The organism is Methylophaga muralis (assembly GCF_001720165.1).
Classification (GTDB): Bacteria; Pseudomonadota; Gammaproteobacteria; order Nitrosococcales; family Methylophagaceae; genus Methylophaga; species Methylophaga muralis.
Window position 1 is genome coordinate 53,567 of sequence record NZ_MCRI01000010.1, and the last position, 24,376, is coordinate 77,942.

Annotated in this window: 21 protein-coding genes, 2 tRNA genes and 2 pseudogenes; 20 read left to right on the forward strand and 5 right to left on the reverse strand. The window is 43.9% G+C overall.

Features of this window, described 5'->3' with window-relative positions; translation table 11 throughout:
* Positions 1–256: 256 nt before the first annotated feature.
* Complete coding sequence (locus tag A9E74_RS06190; protein WP_069295775.1) at positions 257–1,540, reverse strand: HlyC/CorC family transporter; 1,284 nt, start codon at positions 1,538–1,540, stop codon at positions 257–259.
* Positions 1,541–1,544: 4 nt separating this feature from the next.
* Positions 1,545–2,342 carry a cytochrome C assembly family protein gene (locus A9E74_RS06195; RefSeq protein ID WP_069295776.1) on the reverse strand — a complete coding sequence of 266 codons (798 nt, stop codon included), beginning with the start codon at positions 2,340–2,342 and terminating at the stop codon, positions 1,545–1,547.
* A 152-nt stretch (positions 2,343–2,494) separates the two neighbouring features.
* Here A9E74_RS06195 and ffh point away from each other — a divergent pair, with 152 nt between their 5' ends.
* The 8 genes from ffh (at position 2,495) to A9E74_RS06235 (ending at position 8,169) form a co-directional block, all read left to right on the forward strand.
* The gene (ffh, locus tag A9E74_RS06200; protein ID WP_069295777.1) at positions 2,495–3,865 is read left to right on the forward strand and encodes a signal recognition particle protein; all 1,371 of its coding nucleotides are present in this window, start codon (positions 2,495–2,497) and stop codon (positions 3,863–3,865) included.
* A gap of 86 nt (positions 3,866–3,951) precedes the next feature.
* Complete coding sequence (gene rpsP / locus A9E74_RS06205) at positions 3,952–4,200, forward strand: 30S ribosomal protein S16 (RefSeq protein ID WP_069295778.1); 249 nt, start codon at positions 3,952–3,954, stop codon at positions 4,198–4,200.
* Positions 4,201–4,221: 21 nt separating this feature from the next.
* Positions 4,222–4,743: a ribosome maturation factor RimM gene (gene rimM / locus A9E74_RS06210; RefSeq protein ID WP_069295779.1), complete on the forward strand. Its 522-nt coding sequence runs from the start codon at positions 4,222–4,224 to the stop codon at positions 4,741–4,743.
* A gap of 8 nt (positions 4,744–4,751) precedes the next feature.
* Positions 4,752–5,495 carry a tRNA (guanosine(37)-N1)-methyltransferase TrmD gene (trmD, locus tag A9E74_RS06215; RefSeq protein ID WP_069295795.1) on the forward strand — a complete coding sequence of 248 codons (744 nt, stop codon included), beginning with the start codon at positions 4,752–4,754 and terminating at the stop codon, positions 5,493–5,495.
* Between the two features lie 13 nt (positions 5,496–5,508).
* Entirely contained in the window at positions 5,509–5,853 is a 345-nt protein-coding gene (rplS, locus tag A9E74_RS06220) for a 50S ribosomal protein L19 (protein WP_069295780.1), read from the forward strand.
* A 117-nt stretch (positions 5,854–5,970) separates the two neighbouring features.
* Positions 5,971–6,876 (forward strand): site-specific tyrosine recombinase XerD, encoded by a 906-nt coding sequence (xerD, locus tag A9E74_RS06225; protein WP_069295781.1) that lies wholly within the window; start codon positions 5,971–5,973, stop codon positions 6,874–6,876.
* 68 nt (positions 6,877–6,944) lie between these two features.
* Positions 6,945–7,430, forward strand: a complete 486-nt coding sequence (locus A9E74_RS06230; RefSeq protein ID WP_069295782.1) for a YajQ family cyclic di-GMP-binding protein — start codon at positions 6,945–6,947, stop codon at positions 7,428–7,430.
* A gap of 13 nt (positions 7,431–7,443) precedes the next feature.
* A complete protein-coding gene (locus tag A9E74_RS06235) occupies positions 7,444–8,169 on the forward strand; it encodes a thioredoxin fold domain-containing protein (RefSeq protein WP_069295783.1) in 726 nt (241 codons plus the stop codon).
* Here the strand turns inward: A9E74_RS06235 and A9E74_RS06240 are convergent.
* Positions 8,161–8,913 carry a UDP-2,3-diacylglucosamine diphosphatase gene (locus tag A9E74_RS06240; RefSeq protein ID WP_069295784.1) on the reverse strand — a complete coding sequence of 251 codons (753 nt, stop codon included), beginning with the start codon at positions 8,911–8,913 and terminating at the stop codon, positions 8,161–8,163. The genes A9E74_RS06235 and A9E74_RS06240 overlap by 9 nt on opposite strands.
* 19 nt (positions 8,914–8,932) lie before the next feature.
* Positions 8,933–9,514: a peptidylprolyl isomerase gene (locus tag A9E74_RS06245; protein WP_069295785.1), complete on the reverse strand. Its 582-nt coding sequence runs from the start codon at positions 9,512–9,514 to the stop codon at positions 8,933–8,935.
* A gap of 164 nt (positions 9,515–9,678) precedes the next feature.
* On the opposite strand from A9E74_RS06245, the gene A9E74_RS06250 reads away from it, so the two are divergent.
* The 4 genes from A9E74_RS06250 (at position 9,679) to A9E74_RS06265 (ending at position 16,475) form a co-directional block, all read left to right on the forward strand.
* Positions 9,679–11,346, forward strand: coding sequence for a glutamine--tRNA ligase/YqeY domain fusion protein (locus A9E74_RS06250; RefSeq protein WP_069295786.1), 1,668 nt, complete (start codon positions 9,679–9,681; stop codon positions 11,344–11,346).
* A gap of 1 nt (position 11,347) precedes the next feature.
* Complete coding sequence (gene cysS / locus A9E74_RS06255) at positions 11,348–12,730, forward strand: cysteine--tRNA ligase (protein WP_069295787.1); 1,383 nt, start codon at positions 11,348–11,350, stop codon at positions 12,728–12,730.
* Positions 12,731–12,886: 156 nt separating this feature from the next.
* The gene (locus A9E74_RS06260) at positions 12,887–14,092 is read left to right on the forward strand and encodes an acetate/propionate family kinase (RefSeq protein ID WP_069295788.1); all 1,206 of its coding nucleotides are present in this window, start codon (positions 12,887–12,889) and stop codon (positions 14,090–14,092) included.
* Between the two features lies 1 nt (position 14,093).
* Entirely contained in the window at positions 14,094–16,475 is a 2,382-nt protein-coding gene (locus tag A9E74_RS06265) for a phosphoketolase family protein (protein ID WP_069295789.1), read from the forward strand.
* A gap of 58 nt (positions 16,476–16,533) precedes the next feature.
* Here A9E74_RS06265 and folD read toward each other — a convergent pair whose 3' ends face one another.
* Positions 16,534–17,388, reverse strand: coding sequence for a bifunctional methylenetetrahydrofolate dehydrogenase/methenyltetrahydrofolate cyclohydrolase FolD (gene folD / locus A9E74_RS06270; RefSeq protein ID WP_069295790.1), 855 nt, complete (start codon positions 17,386–17,388; stop codon positions 16,534–16,536).
* A 141-nt stretch (positions 17,389–17,529) separates the two neighbouring features.
* Between folD and A9E74_RS06275 the strand changes: the two genes are divergently transcribed.
* From A9E74_RS06275 to A9E74_RS06310, 8 genes and pseudogenes are all read left to right on the forward strand, one after another.
* Positions 17,530–17,606, forward strand: a tRNA-Pro gene (locus A9E74_RS06275).
* A gap of 35 nt (positions 17,607–17,641) precedes the next feature.
* A tRNA-Arg gene (locus tag A9E74_RS06280) sits at positions 17,642–17,718 on the forward strand.
* 129 nt (positions 17,719–17,847) lie between these two features.
* Positions 17,848–18,918 (forward strand): dTDP-glucose 4,6-dehydratase, encoded by a 1,071-nt coding sequence (rfbB, locus tag A9E74_RS06285; protein WP_069295791.1) that lies wholly within the window; start codon positions 17,848–17,850, stop codon positions 18,916–18,918.
* Complete coding sequence (gene rfbA, locus A9E74_RS06290; protein WP_069295792.1) at positions 18,915–19,796, forward strand: glucose-1-phosphate thymidylyltransferase RfbA; 882 nt, start codon at positions 18,915–18,917, stop codon at positions 19,794–19,796. Before rfbB ends, rfbA begins: the two co-directional genes overlap by 4 nt.
* Before the next feature lie 109 nt (positions 19,797–19,905).
* Positions 19,906–20,339 (forward strand): annotated as a pseudogene (rfbC, locus tag A9E74_RS06295) (dTDP-4-dehydrorhamnose 3,5-epimerase).
* Positions 20,340–21,212, forward strand: coding sequence for a dTDP-4-dehydrorhamnose reductase (rfbD, locus tag A9E74_RS06300; RefSeq protein ID WP_069295793.1), 873 nt, complete (start codon positions 20,340–20,342; stop codon positions 21,210–21,212).
* Between the two features lie 46 nt (positions 21,213–21,258).
* The gene (locus A9E74_RS06305; RefSeq protein ID WP_245652079.1) at positions 21,259–23,196 is read left to right on the forward strand and encodes a polysaccharide biosynthesis protein; all 1,938 of its coding nucleotides are present in this window, start codon (positions 21,259–21,261) and stop codon (positions 23,194–23,196) included.
* A 44-nt stretch (positions 23,197–23,240) separates the two neighbouring features.
* Positions 23,241–24,376: pseudogene (locus A9E74_RS06310) on the forward strand (nucleotide sugar dehydrogenase); the annotation flags it as partial.

Below are 24,376 nucleotides of genomic sequence, written 5' to 3' on the forward strand. Positions count from 1 at the left end.
TTTTATTTGCAGCAGGTTCGGTTCACGATGGCTTTTGCCACGGCTGCAATAGATATTAAGTAAATTGATGTCACGTTGTTGCCAGGCTTTTAGACCCTCTGCATTATCGATGTTATAAAAGTATAGAACTGCATGTCCCAAACGACTGAAGCGCCAATGAGTGTTTAATGAGGCCTTGTACTGAGATAAATATGCTTGCAGTTGTTGCTGATCTGCATCCGAGAAGCCGAAGCATCGTATCCGCAGATTAGCCAATTTAGATTTGCTCCGCCTCAATGGCTGGGTGTATTTGGCGAAGCCGCACAGTTCTTATGGCATTATCTGCAGTTTGAATCACTTCGATAATATAGCTGTTGATCCGTATGCTGACACCGGGATCAGGGATACTTTCCAAATATTCTAAAACCAGACCATTAATGGTTTTGGGGCCATCGGTCGGTAAATCCCAATCCATAGTTCGATTCAGTTCGCGAATATTGGCTGAACCATTAATAAGATAACTGCCGTCACTTTGTGGATGAATTTCCTTTTCATCATCAATGGTGTTAGCGGTGAATTCACCCACAATTTCCCTGAAAATATCTTCCAGAGTAATCAATCCGAGCAAATCACCATATTCATCGACCACCAAGCCAGTTCGGCGTAATTTACGTTGGAACTGAATCAACTGGGTATTAAGGGGAGTACCTTCCGGTACGAAGTAAGCTTCTTTGACGATGCTTTGGAATGTTTGCGGGTTCAAATTATCCTGTGTCATCAGATTCAAGGCTTTCCGCACATGCAATATGCCAACTATGTTATCCATACTGTCACGGTAAACTGGCAGCCGTGTATAACCGCAATGCGACAACTGTTTGATGATTTCAGCGAACGGCTGATTGATATCGATTCCTTCGATTTCATTACGTGGCACCATCACGTCATTCACAGTGACTTGCTCAAGATCCAGAATACTCATCAACATATCTTTATGCCGATTTGGGATCATGCTGCCAGCCTCCATTAACGCCACTCGTAATTCTTCAATATTAATGGCAGTAGAGGTGGCATCTTCTCGTGACACACCAAATAAACCCAGTAATCGATTGGTGATAATGCTGGTAAACCATACTAGCGGGTAGAGAATGAATAACAGGGGCTTTAAAACGAAACTTGCCGGATAGGCAACGCGTTCAGGATGCAGGGCGGCTAATGTTTTCGGGGTGACTTCAGCGAATAATAATATGACTAGAGTTAAGGTAAAGGTCGCCACCACAATACCGTTCTCACCGAGCAATTTAATACCGATTACGGTTGCTATGGCCGAGGCAAATATATTGACGAAATTATTGCCTAGCAGGATCAGACCAATTAAACGGTCAGGCCTGGCCAGCAGGCTACTGGCAATCATTGCACCACGATGGCCTTGCGAAGCGAGATGCTTTAAGCGATAGCGGTTTAAAGACATCAACGCTGTTTCTGAGCTGGAAAAAAACGCCGATAAAACCAAGAGGCAAAACAGGATTAGAAACAGTGCAATTAAAGAAGTATTTTCCAGCATCTATTTAACTTTGTATTAGGAATTCAAGGATAATTTTGCTACCAACATACGCCAGCAACAAAAATCCGAAACCGGATAACGTCCATTTTACCGCTGTCTGGCTACGCCAACCATATTGATGCCGACCCCACAGCAATGCAGCAAAAACCAGCCAGGCAATAATGGAAAACACCGTTTTATGGGCTACATGCTGAGCAATAAAATCATTTACAAACACAAATCCGGTAATCAAGCCTAAAGTGAGCAATATGAAGCCAGCGTAAAGCAATTGAAATAAAGCTTTTTCCATCGATTGCAGTGGTGGAAGTTTGCGCACCCAGCCACCGGCATGTTTATTACGCAAATGTCTTTCCTGAATCGCTAAAATGATGGATTGCATTGCCGCCAGTGCAAGTAAGGCATATGCGGTGAGTGATAATAAAATGTGCCACTCTAAAGCGGGATCGCTGAGTGCGCGTTGACTTCCCGGAGCTTCCACTCTGAGCATCAGACATAAAGCGACCAATGGATAGACTACAATTCCCGGATGAGCTATAGGAGAACGTAAACCTGTTAGCATGGCAATAAATGCCATTAACCAGGCGGCTATAGACAATGTGCTCATCAGACTGAGATCCCAGCCTTGTGCAAATTTCATGGTGAAATAAATATCTGCGGCATGGAACAGCAATGCCAATGTGGTCAATATACCAATCGGTAAGGCAAGTTTATTGGCGTTATGATCACGTTTGACAAAGTCACGGATCAAAATAACGCTGCTACTTAAATACAGTAGGAAGGCTAATGCGTTGGCAATGGCCATGAGGGGAGATCCTTAAGTTCCAATTATGTTATCCAATTAATTGCTGGCCTAATCATAAACGATAAGCTGCTTCGCCGGATATCATATCAGTTATAATGCCTTATCAATCTAGATAGTACTGATTTTCAGACTCCAACGATGCAGGATACATTATGTTTGACAGCCTAAGTGACAGACTCGCCGGTAGCCTCAAAAAACTGCGTGGCCAAGGTCGAATCACTGAAGACAATATAAAAGAAACATTACGTGAAGTGCGTATGGCTTTGCTTGAAGCTGACGTAGCTTTACCTGTGGTTCGCGATTTCATTGAAAAAGTGAAAGAGCGCGCGATGGGGCAGGATGTAATGCGTAGCCTTACTCCCGGCCAGGTTTTTGTCAAAATAGTAAATGACGAACTGGTCGCCGTGATGGGCGATGAGGATAATAGTCTTAATCTCAACAGTCAGCCGCCAGTTGTTATTCTTATGGCTGGTCTGCAAGGTGCAGGTAAAACCACTAGTGTGGCAAAACTGGCCAGATTCTTAAAAGAAAGACATAAAAAATCGGTAATGGTCGCCAGTGCTGACGTTTATCGTCCAGCAGCGATAGAGCAGCTCAAAACACTGGCCATTGATGTTGAAGCAAAGTTCTTCCCTAGTGATGCCAGTCAGGATCCGGTTGCAATTGCTCAGGCTGCTGTTGCACAAGCTAAGCTCGAATATGTCGATGTGGTGATTATTGATACGGCAGGTCGTCTGCATATTGATGATGACATGATGGGTGAAATCAAACGTATTCATGCAGCAATCAATCCAGCAGAAACCTTGTTTACCGTTGATAGCATGACCGGCCAGGATGCGGCCAATACTGCTAAAGCATTTAACGAAGCTTTGCCATTAACCGGCGTGATATTAACTAAAACGGATGGTGATGCCCGCGGTGGTGCGGCTTTATCGATTCGCCATATCACCGGAAAACCCATTAAATTTATGGGTGTGGGTGAAAAGACAACCGCTTTGGAAGTATTCCATCCGGATCGTATTGTTTCTCGAATCCTCGGCATGGGCGACGTGCTCTCCCTGGTGGAAGAAGCGCAGCGCAAGATGGATGCTGGTTCTGCCGAAAAACTGGCCAACAAACTCAAAAAAGGCAAAGGATTCGATTTCGAAGATTTTCGCGATCAATTGCAGCAAATGAGCAAAATGGGCGGACTTACTTCATTAATGGATAAATTGCCCGGTATGGGTCAGTTGCCTGATTCAGTTAAAAACCAAGCCAATGACAAAGAGCTGGTTAAGATGGAAGCCATGATTAATTCGATGACGCCCAAAGAGCGTCGTCGACCTGAATTAATCAAAGGGTCAAGAAAAAAACGTATCGCAGCTGGCTCAGGAACTCAGATTCAGGATGTTAATCGCTTGCTGAAACAGTTCTCACAAATGCAAAAAATGATGAAAAAAATGGGGCAGAAAGGTGGTATGGCTAAAATGATGCGCGGCCTTGGTGGAAAACTGCCAATGGGTGGCGGTGGCATGCCATTTTAAGACAATCGTATTTACAGCTTTGCAAACCTAAGATAAGTGCGTAAAATAACTCTATTTTTCCATCCAGATTTTCAACGGGTAGGTTTATGGTAACAATTAGAATGACACGCGGCGGCGCTAAAAAGCGTCCTTTCTACGGCATTGTCGTAACAGATTCACGCAGCAAACGTGATGGTCGTTATATTGAGCGCGTTGGTTTCTTTAACCCAATCGCTAAAGGCCAAGAAGAAGAATTACGCATTGATTTAGAACGCGTTAAACATTGGATCAGCCAAGGTGCACAAACCTCTGAGCGTGTTGCTCAGCTGATCAAACAAGCACAAAAAGCTGCTTAATTTCTACCCGGGAGTCGCGTAATGGCTGATGCCAGCGAATTTATCCCGGTTGGGAAGATATCAGGAGTTTTTGGCGTAAAGGGCTGGGTAAAAGTATTTTCATTTACCGACCCTCGCGACAATATCCTTGAATACAAACCGCTTTATGTGCATCGCCATGGTGATTGGGTTCCAATTGAAGTCAATGGCGGTCAGTTGCAAGGTAAAGCGGTGGTCATGAGTCTGGAAAAGGTTACTGATCGCAATCAGGCCATGACTTTAATCGGTTCAGAGCTAGCGATTAAACGTTCGCAATTGCTTGAAACTGACGAAGATGAATATTACTGGGCTGACTTGGTTGGCCTGACAGTTATTAACACTGAAAATGAAAAACTGGGAATAGTTGATCACTTGTTAGAAACCGGTGCTAATGATGTTCTGGTTGTCAATGGAGCAGATGCGGATACGCAATATCTGATTCCATTTGTATTAGAAAGAACCATATTGAAGGTTGATCTGGAAAATAAGCAGATTCAGGTTGATTGGCAAGCCGACTATCTTTGAACAATGAAATGCAGCTATCGGTAATTTCATTGTTTCCCGAGATGTTTGCTGCGGTAACAGAATACGGCGTAACAGGACGGGCGGTAAAACAAGGCAAATTAAGCCTGAATTATCATAATCCGCGAGAATTTACGTCAGATAAACATCAGACCGTGGATGACCGACCTTATGGTGGCGGGCCCGGGATGGTTATGAAAGTTAGTCCGTTGTTGGAGGCTATTAAGGTTGCAAAACAACAGCTAGGTGATGATGCAAAAGTCATTTATTTATCACCACAGGGACAAAAGCTGAATCAGCATGCGTTAGGCCAAATGGCGAAACGTAAATCAATGATTCTGCTGGCTGGTCGCTACGAAGGTATTGATGAGCGATTGGTAGAACAGGAAATTGATGAGGAATGGTCGATTGGTGACTATGTCCTCAGCGGTGGTGAGCTGGCAGCCATGGTGATGATTGATGGTATTGCCCGTTTGTTGCCGGGGGTGTTGGGTGATGCTGAATCTGCAGAGCAGGATTCATTTATGAGTGGTCTTTTAGACCATCCGCATTACACCCGCCCAGAAGAGTTAAATGGCCAGACAGTGCCAGCCGTACTGTTAGGTGGGAATCATGAGGCAATACGTCAGTGGCGTCTCAAACAGTCCTTAGGACGAACATGGTTACGGCGACCTGATTTGTTGGAATTGATAACTTTAACAACAGAACAGGCTGCTTTATTGGAAGAATTTATTGCCGAGCGCGGGCAGGATTAGTTGGGAGCAAACAATGAGTAACATTATCGATCAGCTTAACGCTGAACAATTGAGAAGCGATATTCCGGATTTTTCTGCCGGTGACACAATTGTTGTCAAAGTTCGTATTAAAGAAGGTGAGCGTGAGCGTGAACAGGCTTTTGAAGGCATTGTTATCGCAAAACGTAACCGTGGTTTGCATTCAGCTTTCACTGTTCGCAAAATCTCTAACGGTGTTGGTGTAGAGCGTGTTTTTCAAGCACACAGCCCAACTATCGCCAGTGTTGAATTGAAACGCCGCGGTGATGTTCGCCGTGCGAAACTTTACTACCTGCGTGATTTGACTGGTAAAGCAGCACGTATTAAAGAAAAATTGTAATTTTTACGGGTCGTCTGATCCGTTGAATTATAAAAGGGACAAAGTTGATTTCAGCTTTGTCCTTTTTTTGTGGCTTGAAATCATAAATATGTGCAATGGAAAAGCTGAAGCAATCCAATGACAAAGCCTAGTGATATACACCTGAGTCATCTGCAAAGTTTTCTTGATTCTTTATGGCTTGAATCGGGGCTTAGCGATAATACGGTAACGGCGTATCAACATGATTTAGTGGCGTTCGCCAGCTGGTTACAGCCATTGGATGTAACATTAGTTAATGCCGAACGTGAGCATATCCAGCGTTATCTGCAGCAACGGATGCGTGACGGTAAAAAGGTACGCAGTGATGCCCGTTTATTATCCAGTTTGCGTCGTTTTTATCGCTATTTATGTCGAGAAAGCATACGTGATTCCGATCCTACGGCAATGCTGGAATCTCCCAGACTTGGCAAATCACTGCCAGGCAGTTTATCTGAAGAAGATGTAATCAATCTGCTAGCCCAACCCGATACTGAAAGTGCTTTGGGTATGCGTGACAGAACGATGCTGGAAGTTTTATATGCCACCGGGTTACGGGTATCAGAGCTGGTAGCCTTGACCTTTGAACAGCTAAATATGCGCCAGGGCTTAATACGCTGCATTGGTAAAGGCAATAAAGAGAGATTAGTACCTTTAGGTGAAACCGCATTGGACTGGTTACAGCTTTATTTATTGGAAAGTCGACCTCAGTTGTTGCAAGGCCAGCTGACAGATGATTTATTTCCAACCCGTCGTGGCCATTCAATGACCCGGCAGGCATTCTGGTACATTATCAAACGTTACGCCAAACTGGCGCATATCGATAAACCCCTGTCACCGCATACTTTACGCCATGCTTTTGCCACCCATTTGCTGAATCATGGTGCCGATTTGCGTGTGGTTCAGTTGTTACTGGGGCATGCCGATTTATCAACAACGCAAATTTACACTCATGTAGCTAAAGCCAGATTGCAACAGATGCATAACCAGCATCATCCACGTGGATGAGTTTTCGGCATCATGCAAGCTGATGGTAAACTGGCGAGTTAAAAATTAATTAGATTGGGAGAAGCCAAATGCCCTCATTTGATATTATTTCTGAAGTAGACAAGCATGAATTGACCAATGCGGTGGATCAAGCAAACCGTGAACTGGATAACCGCTTTGATTTTCGCGGAACCGAAGCCAAAGTGGAGCAGTCTGACAAAACGCTGACCATGTTTGCCAACAGTGATTTCCAGTTAGATCAGCTGCTCGACATTCTCAGAATGAAACTGGTAAAACGCGGTATTGATATCAGTTGTTTAGAACTTAAAGATCCAGTGGGTTACGGCAAAATGCGCAAACAGGATGTACTGGTGCGTGAAGGTATTGAAAAAGATTTATCACGTACCATCGTCAAACTGATCAAAGAGAGCAAAATCAAAGTGCAGGCAGCAGTGCAAGGCGATAGTGTGAGAGTTACCGGCAAAAAACGCGATGATCTGCAACAGGTGATGGCTTTATTGAAAAGTCATGATTCGATTGATATGCCACTGCAATTTAACAACTTCAGAGATTAAGAGACTTATAAGAATGAATTTAAGCCGACTGGTATGGTTGCCATTATTGTTTTGCATGAGTTTTGCTCATGCCGATGAAATGGCAAAGCTCAAAGCTGAACTCAAAAAACAATTACCAGATATGCAATTGCAATCGTTAAAGCCAGTCGGAGATACCGGCTTGTATGAAGGCATTGTTGACGATCGGATTTATTATTTTACCGCCGATGGTAAATATTTATTGCAAGGTGATTTATTGGCTCTTGAGTCACGCGAGAATATTACTGAAGCACGTCGGTTAGATCTGAAAAATGCGATATTGGATGATCTGAACGAGGAAAGTTTAATCATTTTTGCGGCAAAAAAACCGGACTACACTGTCACCATATTTACCGATATTGATTGTGGTTACTGCCGTGAATTACATCGCCAGGTAAAAGATTATAACGATTTGGGTATCAGCATCCGTTATATGGCTTATCCGCGCGCTGGTGCCGAATCGGAATCAGGCAACAAATTAATTGAAGTCTGGTGTGCCAAAGATCAACAAAAAGCAATGACCGATGCCAAGGCACAACGAGAGGTGAAAAAAACCTCTTTATGTGAAAACAATCCGGTGGCAGAGCATTTTGAAATCGGTGGTAAATTGGGAGTGCGTGGCACACCAGCTATTTTTCTGGAAGATGGACAGATGTTACCGGGTTATGTACCACCCAAAAAATTACGTGAAATTTTGGACGAATATCTCGGTTCAAGCTAATAGGAGCTGAGTTTCACCCTGAAGCAAACGCATATCGACTAAGCGTATTTTCTCAGCAGTAATTTCGATATAACTGGGTTCAGAGTGCCAATCACCTAACACGATTCGATAGCTGAGAATGTTTTCGAGTGATTCCAGCTGATGAATAGCCGGGCGGTGAGTATGACCATGCAGCAATAAATTAACTTGATATTGCTTCATAACCTGTCTGACAGCAGCTGGATTGACGTCCATAATCTGAGCCTGTTTATATTGTTTTTGCTGCTTGCTTTTGGCTTTGATTTTATCGGAAATACGTTGCCGTACAAACAACGGCATCGCCAAAAATAACTTTTGTAACCATCGCTTACGCACTATGTTGCGATAACGCTGATAACTCACATCATCAGTACACAAACTATCCCCGTGCATTAATAATATTGAATGACCGTAAATATTTACCACTACAGGATCATCTAATAAGCTTCCACCAACTAATCTGGCAAAACCTTTTCCAAGCATAAAATCACGGTTACCCTGCATCAGATAAATTTTGCTGCCTTGTTGCTGCTGATGTTGTAACGCTTGAATAAATGGATCAAATTCTGCCGGGATCAAATCGTCTCCCAGCCAGGTATTAAAAATATCACCCAAAATATAAAACGCATCTACCTCATTCTGCTTTGTAATAAAGTCAGTGGCCAGCCGGATTAACTCCGGCTGATCTGGACTAAGATGTAAGTCTGATATGAACAGGGTTTTCATTTGATTTGGACGGGTTGAATTATTCGAACACTATCGCTTTCTCAATCACTACGGCATCTGCAGGCACATCTTGATGGCCACCACGCATAGTAGTTTTTACTTTGCGAATCGCATCAACCACATCCATACCTTCTATGACTTCACCAAACACCGCATAACCCCAGTCCTGCATGGTTTTGCCACGGTAGTTCAAAAAGTCATTATCTTTGGTATTGATAAAAAACTGTGCAGTTGCAGAATGCGGATCGCCAGTACGCGCCATCGCGACAGTGCCTTTTTTATTGCTCAAGCCGTTATCGGCTTCATTCTGAATTGGCGCTTCGGTTTTTTTCTGTTTAAAAGATTCATCAAATCCACCACCCTGGATCATGAAGTTTTCAATGACACGATGGAAAATGGTGCCATCGTAAAAACCGGATTCAACATATTGAATGAAGTTTTTAACCGTTTCAGGGGCCTTGTCAGCATTCAGTGCGATAACAATATCGCCGTGATTGGTGGTGAGCTTCACTTTAGTTTGAGTGCTGCCGCCTTCCGCCTGAGCAGCAAGAGAAAACGAAGCAAAAAACAGTGGCGCCAAATGGCGATAGAGTATTTTCATAGTGGCTTACTTCCAAAATTGCAAAAAACCAACATGATAGTGCATCAAAGCGATTCAGGTGAACACGAAACAGCTTTTCTGAGGCAACATGCCGAAACAGCGCTGTTATCCGACGCTGCTGACAGCGTATAATGCGCGTTCACATTTAACTGTAAACATTCAATATGTCAGAATCTGCCGTCAATCATAATTTTATACGCCCCATTATTCAGGAAGATATTGATTCTGGCAGGATTGCCGGAAAAGTGGTTACCCGTTTTCCTCCTGAGCCCAATGGTTATTTGCATATTGGACATGCCAAATCGATTTGCCTGAACTTTGGTTTGGCTAAGGAATTCGGCGGTGATTGTCATTTACGTTTTGATGATACCAATCCAGCTAAAGAAGAGCAGGAATACATTGAAGCCATCATGGAAGATGTACAGTGGCTGGGCTTTCAGTGGGCGGGTGACGTGCGTTATGCATCAAGCTATTTTGAGCAGTTTTACGATTGGGCAATTCATCTGATCAAACAAGGCAAAGCCTATGTTTGTGATCTCACTGCCGAACAAGCCAGTGAGTATCGGGGCTGGGCGACCAAGCCTGGTAAAGAATCGCCATTTCGTGATCGCAGCATAGAAGAAAATCTCACTTTGTTAGAGAAAATGAAGCAAGGCGACTTTGCTGAAGGTTTTTGTGTGTTGCGTGCGAAAATCGATATGGCTTCACCGAATATGAATCTGCGTGATCCGATTCTGTATCGCATTCGCAAGCAGTCGCATCACCAAACCGGTGACAAGTGGTGCATTTATCCCAGCTATGATTTTGCCCACGGGCAGGGCGATGCAATTGAAGGTGTTACCCACAGTATTTGCACGCTGGAGTTTCAGGATCATCGCCCGTTGTATGAGTGGTTTATTGAAAACCTGCCGGTGCCTTCACAGCCTAAGCAGTATGAGTTTGGCCGTCTCAATATTAACTATACGGTGACCAGCAAGCGCAACTTAAAACAACTGGTCGATGAACAAATCGTAGCTGGCTGGAATGATCCCAGAATGCCAACGATTTCAGGCATGAGAAGACGCGGTTATACTGCTGCGGCGTTACGTGCTTTTTGTGACGGTCTGGCCGTGGCCAAAACAGATGGGATTGTGGATATAGCCCAACTGGAATTTGAGATCCGTAAAGATTTAAATGAAAACGCAGCACGTGCTATGTGTGTTTTGAATCCTTTGAAAGTGACCATCACCAATGCTGCTGAAAGCGTTGAATGGCTGGAAGTAGCGAATCATCCGCAACAGGAAGCCATGGGGCAGCGTGCATTACCGTTCACTAAAGAAATTTTCATTGATGCCAGCGACTTTACTGAAGACACCAGCCTGAGCCGGAAAAAGTTCAAGCGTCTGGTGATTGGTGATTATGTGCGGTTACGCGGTGCTTATGTCATTAAGGCTGACGATGTTATCAAGGATGGCAATGGCGAAATCATTGAAGTGGTTGCCTCATTAGTGCCTGATACCGTTGGACAGAATCCGCCAGCTGAAATGAAACCACGCGGCGTGATTCACTGGGTTTCGGCCACAGAAGGCAAAGAAGTCGAGTTGCGTTTATACGACCGGTTATTTTTGGCTGAAGCACCGGGGAAAGCAACGGGTAACTATCTTGATGACGTTAACCCGGATTCTTTAAAAGTGATTAAAGCCATTGCCGAACCGGCCATTGTCAATTGTGAACCAGAAACTGTTTTTCAGTTTGAACGCGAAGGCTATTTTATCAGTGATCGCTATGATCATAGCGCCGATAAACCGGTATTTAATCTGACAATTGACTTAAAAGATACTTCAGACAAATAAAATGTTAAAACTCTACAACACCCTAACAAAGCAGAAAGACGTCTTTAAACCCATCGAACCAGGCAAAGTTAAAATGTATGTCTGCGGCATGACGGTTTACGACCTCTGTCATGTCGGTCATGCTCGGGTGATGGTGGTGTTTGATGTGGTGACGCGTTACCTGCGAGCCAGTGGTTATGATGTGACCTATATCCGTAATATCACCGATATTGATGACAAAATCATCAAACGTGCGATGGAAAACGGCGAATCGATTCAGACCTTAACCGACCGTTATATTGATGAAATGCATGCCGATGCCGATGCGTTGGGTGTTCTGCGGCCTGATCTGGAACCAAGAGCCACGGAAGCGGTTGATGCCATGCAAAAGATGGTGCAAACGCTGATCGATAAAGGCCTGGCCTACGTTGCTGACAATGGTGATGTTTACTACGATGTAAGTGAGTTTGAAGGATACGGCAAATTATCTGGCAGACATATTGACGACCTGCGCGCCGGTGAGCGTGTAGCGGTCAATGAGGCTAAAACTGACCCGCTGGACTTTGTCTTGTGGAAAGCCGCCAAACCGGAAGAACCTTCCTGGGATTCGCCTTGGGGACCGGGTCGTCCCGGCTGGCATATTGAATGTTCAGCGATGTCGGCAGACACCTTAGGCCATCATTTTGATATTCATGGTGGTGGGCAGGATTTGCAGTTCCCGCATCATGAAAATGAAATTGCCCAATCCGAAGGGGCGCATGGCTGCCAGTATGTTAATTACTGGATGCATAATGGTTTTGTGCGGATTGATGACGAGAAAATGTCCAAATCGCTGGGTAATTTCTTTACCGTTCGTGAAGTATTGGCCAAGTATCCAGCAGAAGCAGTACGTTATTTCATTTTAATGAGTCATTACCGTAGTCCATTAAATTACGCAGAAGATCAGTTGGAGCAGGCAAAAACTGCTTTAACCAGGTTTTATCATTCTCTACGTGATGTCACACCACAAAAAGTCACGTGGCGGGAAGACGCTGAGTTTGCACCGCGTTTTGCTGAAGCCATGGATGATGACTTTAATACGGCCTTGGCATTATCAGTATTGGCAGATGTGCGTCAGGCATTGAACAAAGCCCGTGAAGAAAACGACGAGCAAAAATCAGCTTATCTGGCCGGATTGATATTGTCCTTTGGTGATGTACTTGGATTGTTTCAGCAATCTGCTGAAGCTTTCCTGACCGGTGGTCAACAAGATGAAACCGGTAAAATCGAACAATTGATTGCCGATAGAAATGCAGCCCGTGCGGCAAAAGATTGGGGACGCGCAGATCAAGTTCGTGATGAACTGACGGCGATGGGAATTGTATTGGAAGATGCTGCCGGTAAAACCAGTTGGCGTAAAATTTAAAGTTGCAAGTTAGCCACCTGCAAATGGTGGCTTAGCCGTTTAAATCTTTCACTGGCGATGTTTGATCCAAGTCAACATTAGCGTGGCTAATCTCCATCTTTACTATACAAAGCGATTTAGTCTGGGCATGATCAAATTCAACCTAATGGATTGATTATGCCTTTCGAAACAATGCTTCTAACTATCAACGGCGGTTCATCCAGTATCAAGTTTACGTTGTATAACGTAACAGAATCGCTTAATCCCATTTTATCCGGCAAGCTCATAGGTCTGGGATTGCCTACAGCCAAGCTGCGCGTTATAAACTCGATTCAGGCAGAAGAATCCGCTGTAGATATCAAAGCTGATAACTACCAGCAAGCTGTTGAGGTATTGATAGACTGGGTCTATAAAAATATTGATATCAGCTCAGTTAAAGCTATTGGGCATCGAATTGTTCATGGCGGTCATCAGTATAAAAATCCCCAATGGGTCACCAAACAATTACTCAAGCATTTATCGGCAATAACCCCTCTTGATCCACAGCATCTACCGGGTGAAATTCAATTAATCGAAGCATTTGACCAGCATTTCCCACAGTTAAAACAAATGGTTTGTTTTGATACTGAGTTTCATCAACATCTACCAATAGTTGCCAAATTACTCCCCATTCCCCGTCAGTATTATGAAAAAGGTATTTATCGTTACGGATTTCATGGCCTGTCATATCGATATTTAATGCAGGTGTTACAACAGCACAATGCTGAAAAAGCGAATCATGACAAGATAGTTTTGGCGCATCTGGGAAATGGTGCCAGCATGACCGCTGTCACAAATGGGCAATCTATTGATACCACAATGTCGATGACACCAGCAGCTGGCCTAGTTATGGGGACTCGTAGTGGTGATCTTGATCCAGGTTTATTCGGTGTTCTTAACCGAAGTGAAGGCATGAATGCTGAACAGTTTGAAACAATGATTAACCAGCAATCTGGATTGTTGGGGATTTCAACTACTACCAGTGATATGCAGCAGTTATTAGAACAGCGTTCAGAAGATCCAAATGCCGAGGACGCTATCGATGTGTTTTGTTATCGGATCAGAAAACAGATAGGTGCCTATGCTGCCGCCTTAGGCGGTTTGGATACCTTGGTATTTTCCGGCGGGATTGGTGAAAACGTAGCGGAAATCAGAACACAGATTTGTCAGCAACTTGAATTTATCGGTATTGAACTGGATAACGAATTAAATCAACAAAATGCTCTGTGCATTTCAACATCACAAAGCAGAGTTACTGTCTGGGTCATTCCGACCAATGAAGAATTAATGATTGCACAGTCAATGTGTGATCTATTGAACCTGAATCATCAAGGGGAAAAGTAAAATGACATCTGAAACATCGCATACATTACAGCCACTGGATCAGGACATATTAGACAAAATGCATGCTTACTGGCGTGCTGCAAATTATCTGTCGGTAGGTCAAATCTACCTTTATGACAATCCTTTATTAAAACAACCGCTGCAGGCAAGTCATATAAAGCCACGTTTGTTGGGCCATTGGGGCACCACACCCGGCCTCAATTTTATATATGTGCATTTAAACCGTGCTATCAAACAACGTGATCTCAATATGATTTATATAGCTGGTCCTGGCCACGGTGGGCCGGCGTTGGTTGCCAATACTTATCTGGAAGGCAGTTACAGTGAAACCTATCCTGAGATTTCCGAGGATGAAGCTGGTTTAAAACGTTTATTCAAACAATTTTCGTTTCCCGGTGGTGTACCCAGTCATGTTGCGCCAGAAACCCCGGGCTCGATTCATGAGGGGGGAGAATTGGGTTATGCCTTATCTCATGCCTACGGCGCGGCATTTGATAATCCCGATTTGGTTGTGGCCTGTGTGGTCGGTGATGGTGAAGCTGAAACTGGCGCGTTGGCAACCAGTTGGCATTCCAATAAATTTTTGAATCCTGAACATGATGGTGCGGTATTACCAATATTGCATTTAAATGGTTACAAAATCGCCAGTCCAACAGTACTGGCACGTATCCCTAATGATGAGCTTGAAGCCTTGTTTTATGGTTATGGTTATACACCGTATTTTGTCGAGGGCGATGATCCAAAGCAGATGCATCAACTGATGGCGGCAACATTGGATAAAGCCATGGAACAAATCCGGCATATCCAGAACGATGCGCGTGAACATGGCGTGCATCTGCGTCCCCGCTGGCCAATGATCATTCTTCGTTCACCCAAGGGCTGGACAGGTCCAGAAGAAGTGGATGGCAAAAAAACGGAAGGCACATTCCGTTCTCATCAAGTTCCAATGGGCGATATGGATAAGGAAGGGCATGTCGAAATCCTTAACAAATGGATGCAAAGTTATCGACCGGAAGAATTATTTGATGATAGCGGTAAACTCAAAGCAGAACTGGCAGCATTAGCGCCTGAGGGTGATCGACGAATGGGCGCAAATCCACATGCTAATGGTGGCCAGCTACTGCAGGATCTAGCCCTACCGGATTTTCGTGATTATGCCGTAGAAGTCAAAAAACCTGGAGCCACCAAAGGCGAAGCTACTCGGGTAATGGGTAAATTTCTGCGCGATGTGATGCAAAAGAATCTTGATGCCAAGAACTTCCGCCTGTTCAGTCCCGATGAGAATAACTCCAATCGTTGGCAGGATGTGCTTGATGTCACCGGCAGAACCTGGATGGGGGAAATGATTCCGGGTGATGACAAGTTGTCCAAAGATGGCAGAGTGATGGAAATGCTCAGTGAGCATCAGTGTCAGGGATGGCTGGAAGGTTATTTGTTAACCGGCCGCCATGGCTTTTTTTCCTGCTATGAAGCCTTTATTCATATTATCGACTCGATGTTTAATCAGCATGCCAAGTGGCTGAAAATCTGTAATCAGATCCCCTGGCGCAAACCAATTGCCTCATTAAATTATCTTTTGTCATCACATGTCTGGCGTCAGGATCACAATGGCTTTTCGCACCAGGATCCCGGCTTTATCGATCATGTGGTGAATAAAAAAGCCGAAGTGGTTCGGGTGTATCTACCTCCTGATGCCAATACGCTGTTATCGGTCACTGATCACTGCCTGCGTAGCCGCAATTATGTCAATGTGGTGGTCGCCGGTAAGCAAGCTTCGCCACAATGGCTGGATATGGAATCCGCTGTTAAACATTGCACGGCAGGCATCGGTGTGTGGGAATGGGCGAGCAATGATAACGGCCAGACACCGGATCTGGTTATGGCCTGTTGTGGTGATGTTCCGACCATGGAAACGCTGGCGGCAGTGAAATTACTGAATATGTTTGTACCAGAGTTGAAAGTCCGGGTAATTAATGTGGTGGATTTAATGAAACTGCAATCGCCCAGCGAACATCCACACGGGCTGGAGGAAGATGCATTCGATGATTTATTTACCCAGGATAAACCAATCATCTTTGCCTATCATGGTTATCCGATGTTGATTCATCGGTTGACTTATCGCCGCACCAATCATAAAAACCTGCATGTTCATGGATTCAAGGAAGAGGGCACAACAACCACGCCGTTTGATATGGCGGTGATTAATGGTCTGGATCGTTTTCATCTAATGGAAAATGCCGTCAAAAATCTGCACGAATTACCCAGTGACAAAGTGTCTGAAATCGAGTTATTTATTCAACAGAAACTTGCTGAGCATCATGAGTATATTCGTGAACATGGTCAGGATTTACCAGAAATCCGTGACTGGCAATGGAATGGTTAAACTGAAGTTTAAAGGCTGCCCCTCCTAGTTGGAGGGGCATAAGGACAGGCCTTAGCTGTTATTGATGCAACTGATCGGCAGCAAATAACGTGTTTTCAAGCAATGTAGCCACAGTCATCGGACCGACACCACCTGGAACAGGTGTAATCCAGGCTGCCTTTTCGCTGGCTTTATCAAATTCCACATCACCAGTTAATTTACCATCCGCTAAACGGTTAATACCGACATCAATTACGATTGCGCCATCACGGATCCAATCACCAGGAATAAAGTTTGGCTTGCCTACAGCAACCACTAAAATTTCCGCTCGACGAACATGAGATTCCAGATCTTTAGTCATACGATGACAAACCGTTGTGGTGCATCCTGCCAGCAATAATTCCAGTGCCATTGGGCGACCAACTATGTTAGATGCGCCAACTACCACCGCTTCCTTGCCCTTCAACTCGATACCAGTCGTTTGCATCATGGTAATCACACCTTTGGGGGTGCAAGGACGTAATTGGGGATTACGTTGAGCTAAACGGCCGATATTATAGGGATGAAAGCCATCCACATCCTTATGTGGTGCAATATGTTCAATCACCACATCGGTATTGAAATGTGCAGGTAAAGGTAGCTGCACCAGAATGCCATCAATTTCATCGTCGTGATTAAGTTGGGTAATCAGATCCAGTAATTCCTGTTCACTGGCTGACTCTGGTAAATCAAAGGATTCGGATTTGAAACCTACTTCTTCACAGCTGCGACGTTTACTACCGACATAAACTTGTGAAGCAGGGTTATCACCAATCAATATCACAGCAAGCCCAGGACAGCGTTTGCCAGTAGCGAGGCGCATTTGGGTAGCTGCTTTGATTTTCTGTTTCAGCTCGGCAGCGATAGTCTTTCCGTCAATGATTTGAGCAGTCATTCTGTTGGTTCCGGCCTTTCAAAAGCGACTATGATCGCACGTTGCGCCAACCACGGCAAAAAATATAAATGTGCTGTTGACTCGCTATCGGCATAAGCGTATTATTTCGCCTTCTTCGAGGATGTCTGTCCTTGGAAAAGTCGGGGCATAGCGCAGTCTGGTAGCGCATCTGGTTTGGGACCAGAGGGTCGGGAGTTCGAATCTCTCTGCCCCGACCACTTTTTGACTGCTTCAGCCTCACTTAGTTATTAATGCGCCCGTAGCTCATCTGGATAGAGCATCGGCCTTCTAAGCCGAGGGTAGCAGGTTCGAGTCCTGCCGGGCGTACCATCTTTCCCTATATCCCCAACGTTGTGTGCAAACTTTAAAAGTTGATTTTTAGCCCTTGTCGGTGCTAACTTTCACCGGACCAAGGATGGCATATCTGAATTTCCCAAACTTAATAGTGAACTCAGCAACGTGAATAAAAATACCCTGCTCGTAACTGGCGGCGCCGGTTTTATCGGCTCTGCATTGATTCGTCAATTGATTACTGAAACCGACTTCACGGTTATTAACATTGACAAATTAACTTACGCTGGGAATCTTGAATCTCTGACCGCGATTGATGCTTCGCCAAATTATCATTTTGAGCACGCGGATATCTGTGACGCCGAAGCTATGGCTCGGATATTCAGCCAATATCAACCGAGTGCCATTATGCATTTGGCCGCTGAATCGCATGTTGATCGTTCTATTGATGGTCCAGCAGACTTTGTGCAAACCAACGTTGTTGGCACTTATGTTTTGCTCGAGTCTGCTAGAAAGTATTGGAAAACGTTATCTGCAGATGATGCTGACAATTTCCGTTTCCACCATATTTCTACCGATGAAGTGTATGGCACATTAGGTGAAACGGGGCTTTTCACTGAAACCACGCCTTATCAACCGAATTCCCCTTACTCTGCTACTAAAGCGGGCAGTGACCATCTGGTTCGCGCCTGGCACCATACCTATGGTTTGCCGGTATTAATGACCAATTGTTCTAATAACTATGGTCCTTACCAATTCCCGGAAAAACTGATTCCTGTAGTTATCAATAACGCTTTGGCGGGTAAACCGCTACCAATTTATGGCAAAGGTGAAAATATTCGTGATTGGTTATATGTCGACGATCACGCCAGAGCATTAAGGCTGGTGCTTGCCGAAGGCAAATTATGTGAAAGCTACAATATTGGTGGCTTTAATGAACATACTAACCTTGATGTCGTACAACTGATTTGTGAAATACTAGATGAGTTATTACCTGAATCGCCGCATCGTCCGCATAAAAATTTAATTGAATTTGTGACGGATCGACCTGGGCATGATGCGCGTTATGCCATTGATGCCAGTAAAATCGAAAGTGAGTTAGGCTGGAAGCCACAGGAAACATTTGCAACAGGTTTACGAAAAACCGTTCAGTGGTATCTGGATAACCGTCAATGGTGTGAAAACGTCATGGATGGCAGTTATCAGCAACAAAGACTTGGTTTGGGAGAAAGTAAATGAGTCGCAAAGGAATTGTATTAGCTGGTGGAAGCGGCACCCGTTTATATCCAGTAACCCAATCAATCTGTAAACAACTGCTACCGGTTTATGACAAACCGATGATTTATTATCCTTTAGCCACCATGATGCTGGCGGGCATGCGAGACATCTGCATTATTTCGACTCCACAAGACACACCACGCCTTGAGCAATTGCTAGGTGATGGCACTAAATGGGGTTTGAATCTGCAGTATATTGTTCAGGACAAACCGGAAGGTATTGCTCAGGCATTTACGCTTGGCGCTGATTTTATTGGTGATGATGATTGTGCTTTGGTACTGGGCGATAATGTCTATTACGGCCATGATTTGGCCGATATGATGCGAGATGCCGATAATAATAAAGACGGTGCGACAGTTTTTGCTTACCCTGTCAGTGATCCAGAACGTTATGGTGTTGTCGCGTTTGATGAAAATGGTAAAGCGCTTAGCATTGAAGAAAAACCGTTAAAACCCAAATCACGTTACGCGATTACTGGCTTGTATTTTTATGATAATCAGGTCGTTGAAATTGCCCGCAATCTTAAACCTTCCGCTCGCGGCGAACTTGAAATTACTGATGTCAATCAAGCCTATCTGGATAACGGTAAGCTTAATGTCCAGGTGATGGGCCGAGGCATGGCCTGGCTTGATACCGGAACCCATGATTCCTTGCTTGATGCCTCAATGTTTATTCAAACGCTTGAGCAACGCCAGGGTTTAAAAGTCATGTGTCCAGAGGAAATCGCCTATCGCATGGGGTATATTAACGCTGAGCAACTTGAAGCATTAGCCCAGCCATTATTAAAAAGTGGTTATGGAAAATACCTGTTAAACATCATCAACGAGACTATTTATTGATGTTAGTTACTGATACCAATATTCCTGATGTTAAATTACTGACTCCCAAAAAATTTGGTGATGAACGTGGTTTTTTCTGGAAAGTTATAACAAAAAAACTTTCCAAGACTTGCTCGGCTTAGATATTGAGTTTGTTCAAGATAATCACTCTCGCTCAGCTAAAGGTGTATTACGCGGTTTGCATTATCAAATCAAACAACCCCAAGGCAAGCTTGTTCGGGTTACGGCAGGAAAAGTGTTTGATGTGGCCGTCGATATGCGTCGTGATTCATCAACCTATGGTCAATGGGCCGGGGCGGTCTTAACCGCAGAAGGCAGGAGCAGTTTTGGGTTCCAGCTGGTTTTGCCCATGGTTTTCTAGTATTAACCGATAGCGCTGATTTTCTTTATAAAACTACTGATTATTACGCACCAGAATATGAACGAACAGTCGCCTGGGATGATACCTATTTGGCTATTAACTGGCCGTTAGCTGATTTAACGCCAGTTTTATCCGCGAAGGATCAGCAAGGCACAGCTTTTAAACTGGCCGAGACGTTTTAAGTGAAGATATTATTGATAGGTGCCCAAGGGCAGGTCGGTTTTCAATTACAGCGAAGCCTTGCCTGCCTTGGACAGTTGCACAGCACAACTCGCCTGGATCTGGATTTGTCGGATATTTCAGCAATCCGCTCTTTGACTAATGACGTAAAGCCGGATCTGATTGTAAATGCTGCTGCCTACACGGCGGTTGATAAAGCTGAACAAGAAACCGAATTAGCCAGACAAATTAATACCATTGCACCTGCGATATTTGCAGAACAAGCCAAAAAATTAGCTATCCCGCTGGTGCATTATTCTACTGACTATGTATTTGATGGCAGTAAAAATTCGCCATGGATAGAAACGGATGTGACTGGACCGTTAAGCCATTATGGCTTAACTAAATTAGAAGGTGAGCAAGCTATCCTCGAAAGCGAGTGTGATCATCTGATTTTCCGGACCAGTTGGGTGTATGACCGGCGTGGTCACAACTTTCTGAACACCATGCTGAGATTGGCTGAAGAACGTGACCAATTAAACATTGTTGATGATCAGCTTGGTACTCCTACCTGGAGCCGGCATATAGCTGATGTGACAGCGCAAGCCTTAGCACAGGTAAATAAAGACGAGTCTTTCTGGAAAAGAAATAGCGGTATTTACCATTTGAGTGCAACTGGTCAAACAAGCTGGAAAGGCTTTGCCGAAGCGATATTTAAGTTAGCAGAAAAAGATGGACGACGAGTACCCAAGGTGAATGGTATTCCAACCACAGATTATCCTACTCCTGCCAAACGTCCTTTAAATTCTCTTATGGATAACTCAAAATTACAGCAGCATTTTGGGCTGCAGTTACCCGACTGGCAGCAAAGTTTACAATGGGTTATGCAGTCATAAACAGTCAACACGGATTTATGACAACTTGCCGTATTGAGGAAAGTCAGTGATTCAAACCACGTATAACAAATTAATGCGGTGGTTTTTACATCGTCCACGCGCGACTAAACGAATTCTCAGTGTACTTATTGATTATGTTGTGGTGATGCTAGTGTTGTGGTCGGCATTTTCGCTGCGTTTAAGTACCTTTTATATTCCGCCACAAACGCAGTGGTGGTTATTTTTGTTAGCGCCACTCATTGCTATCCCAATATTTATTAAGCTGGGCTTATATCGGGCAATTGTTCGTTATATTGGACTCGATGCGCTGTGGACAATTTTTAAAGCCATCAGTCTTTTTACTTTAATATTCGCGACAGTCGTTGTGTTGTCAGGACCCTATTCCGGACTAGTTCCAAGAACAATTTATATCATCAACGCTATATTATTATTTATCAGTATTGGTGGTTTGCGTCTTTATGCTCGTTGGTTATTTATCAGCAGTACGCAAAAAAACTTAGTTGATTTGGATAACAAACGTTACATTCCACCGGTATTGATTTATGGCGCAGGGCGAGCAGGAGCTCAACTGTCAGCATTATTAAAAATGGGACGACAATTACGCCCAGTTGCATTTATTGACGATGAGCCAACGCTTTACCGTCAACAGATAAATGGTTTGAATGTATACCGTCCTCGTGATCTGGTGAAATTGATCGATAAATTTCATGTGCGGGATGTGTTGTTGGCAATCCCTTCAGCTTCTAGAAGCCGACGTAGTGAGATTCTGCTTTCGCTGGAAGAATTCCCGGTTCATATTCGCACGTTACCGGATTTAACCGATATTGCTGAAGGCAAACTGGAAGTGTCGGATATCCAGGAAGTTGATATAGCTGATTTACTGGGCAGAGAAGCTGTAGCTGCAGACCCAAGTTTGTTGTCAGCGAATATCAGCCAAAAATGTGTGATGGTAACTGGCGCGGGTGGATCGATTGGCTCTGAATTGTCAAGACAGATCATCAAGCTTAACCCAAGCCGATTATTACTTTTCGAAATCAGTGAATTTGCTTTATATCAAATCGAACAAGAGTTAAGCCATCTGGAAAAACAGGTAGAAGTAATCGCTTTATTGGGGTCTGTGGTCGATCGCGCTCGATTGACATCAATCTGTCAGCATTTTTCGGTACAAACTATCTATCATGCGGCAGCATATAAACATGTACCGATGGTTGAAAAGAATGTGGGTGAGGGTATTCGTAACAATGTATTTGGTACATTACATTGTGCTCAAGCAGCCATTGCCGCTAAGGTTGAAACATTTGTATTGGTTTCGACTGACAAAGCCGTTCGACCGACCAATACTATGGGAGCCAGCAAACGCATGGCAGAGCTTGTTTTGCAGGCTTTAGCACAAAGCTCAGTAACACGCTTCACCATGGTAAGATTTGGCAATGTCTTAGGATCCTCCGGATCGGTCGTGCCGTTATTTCGTGAACAGATAGCCAAAGGTGGCCCTGTTACTGTTACTGATCCCCAAATCATTCGATATTTCATGACCATACCCGAAGCTGCTGAACTGGTTATTCAGGCAGGCGCTATGGGTCAAGGTGGTGATGTATTTGTGCTGGATATGGGCTCGGCAGTAAAAATTGTCGATTTAGCAAAGCGGATGATTCATCTCAGTGGCTTTACTGTAAAAAACAGTGAAAATCCGGATGGCGATATCGAAATAACGTTTACTGGTCTGCGTCCCGGTGAAAAATTATTTGAAGAGCTGTTAATTGGTGAAAATGTCAGTCAAACGGCACATCAAAAAATTATGCGGGCAGAAGAAAATGTTATTCCATGGCAAGATCTACAACTCATATTGACGGATCTGCAACATGCTGTGAGTGTTTCTGATTATGAGAAACTGAGGACTATTCTTGGTAAATATGTAGATGGCTTTATGCCCCAATGTGGAATTGAAGATTGGCTGAGCCAGAAGGTTGTCGTGAACCAGTAAACAAAGTGACCCTATTTTATTAACCTTTTATTTAGAGACGGATTATGGAAAAAACACTCAATATTGCAGTTGCTGGAACAGGTTATGTTGGATTGTCTCTTGCTGTTTTATTGGCACAACATCACAAAGTTACCGCTCTGGATATCGTTCCTGAGAAGGTTGATCTGATTAATGCTAAAAAATCTCCAATCGTGGATAGAGAGATTGAAGATTTTCTCGCCAATAAGCCATTAAATTTAACAGCCACTACTGATAAAAACAGTGCCTATGAAAACGCTGATTTTGTCATTATTGCCACGCCAACAGATTATGATTCTGTCACCAATACCTTCAATACCAATTCAGTTGAAGCGGTTATTCAAGATGTATTAGCAATAAACCCAACAGCAGTGATGGTCATTAAATCGACTATTCCCGTTGCTATACCAGTTCTGTTAAAGCCAAATTTAATACCGAAAATATTTTCTTTTCGCCAGAATTTTTACGTGAAGGTAAAGCGTTGTATGACAATCTTTATCCCTCACGCATTGTTGTTGGCGAACAAAGCGAGCGCGCCCAATTATTTGCCGATTTATTGCTTGAGGGTGCAGTAAAGAAAGATGTACCGGTGTTATTTACTGATCCCACTGAAGCTGAAGCGATTAAATTATTTTCAAATACCTATCTGGCCATGCGGGTTGCCTACTTTAATGAACTCGATAGTTATGCTGAAACCCATAATCTGAATAGTCGGCAAATCATTGAAGGCGTTGGTTTGGACCCTCGTATTGGCGATCATTACAATAATCCATCGTTTGGTTATGGTGGTTATTGCCTGCCAAAAGATACCAAACAATTACTGGCCAACTATGACACCGTTCCAAACAGCCTGATTCGGGCTATTGTGGATGCCAACAGTACCCGTAAAGATTTTATTGCGAATCAGGTAATCAAGAAAAATCCTGCAGTCGTTGGTATTTACCGCCTGGTTATGAAACAGGGATCAGACAACTTCAGAGCTTCGGCAATTCAAGGAATCATGAAACGTATTAAAGCCAAAGGTATTGAGGTTATTGTTTATGAACCGGTTCTAGAAGAAGCTGAGTTTTATCGTTCTAAAGTTGTAAACGATTTGGCAGAATTTAAACGGCTATCCTCGTTAATCATAGCCAATAGGATTACCGATGATATTCAAGACGTC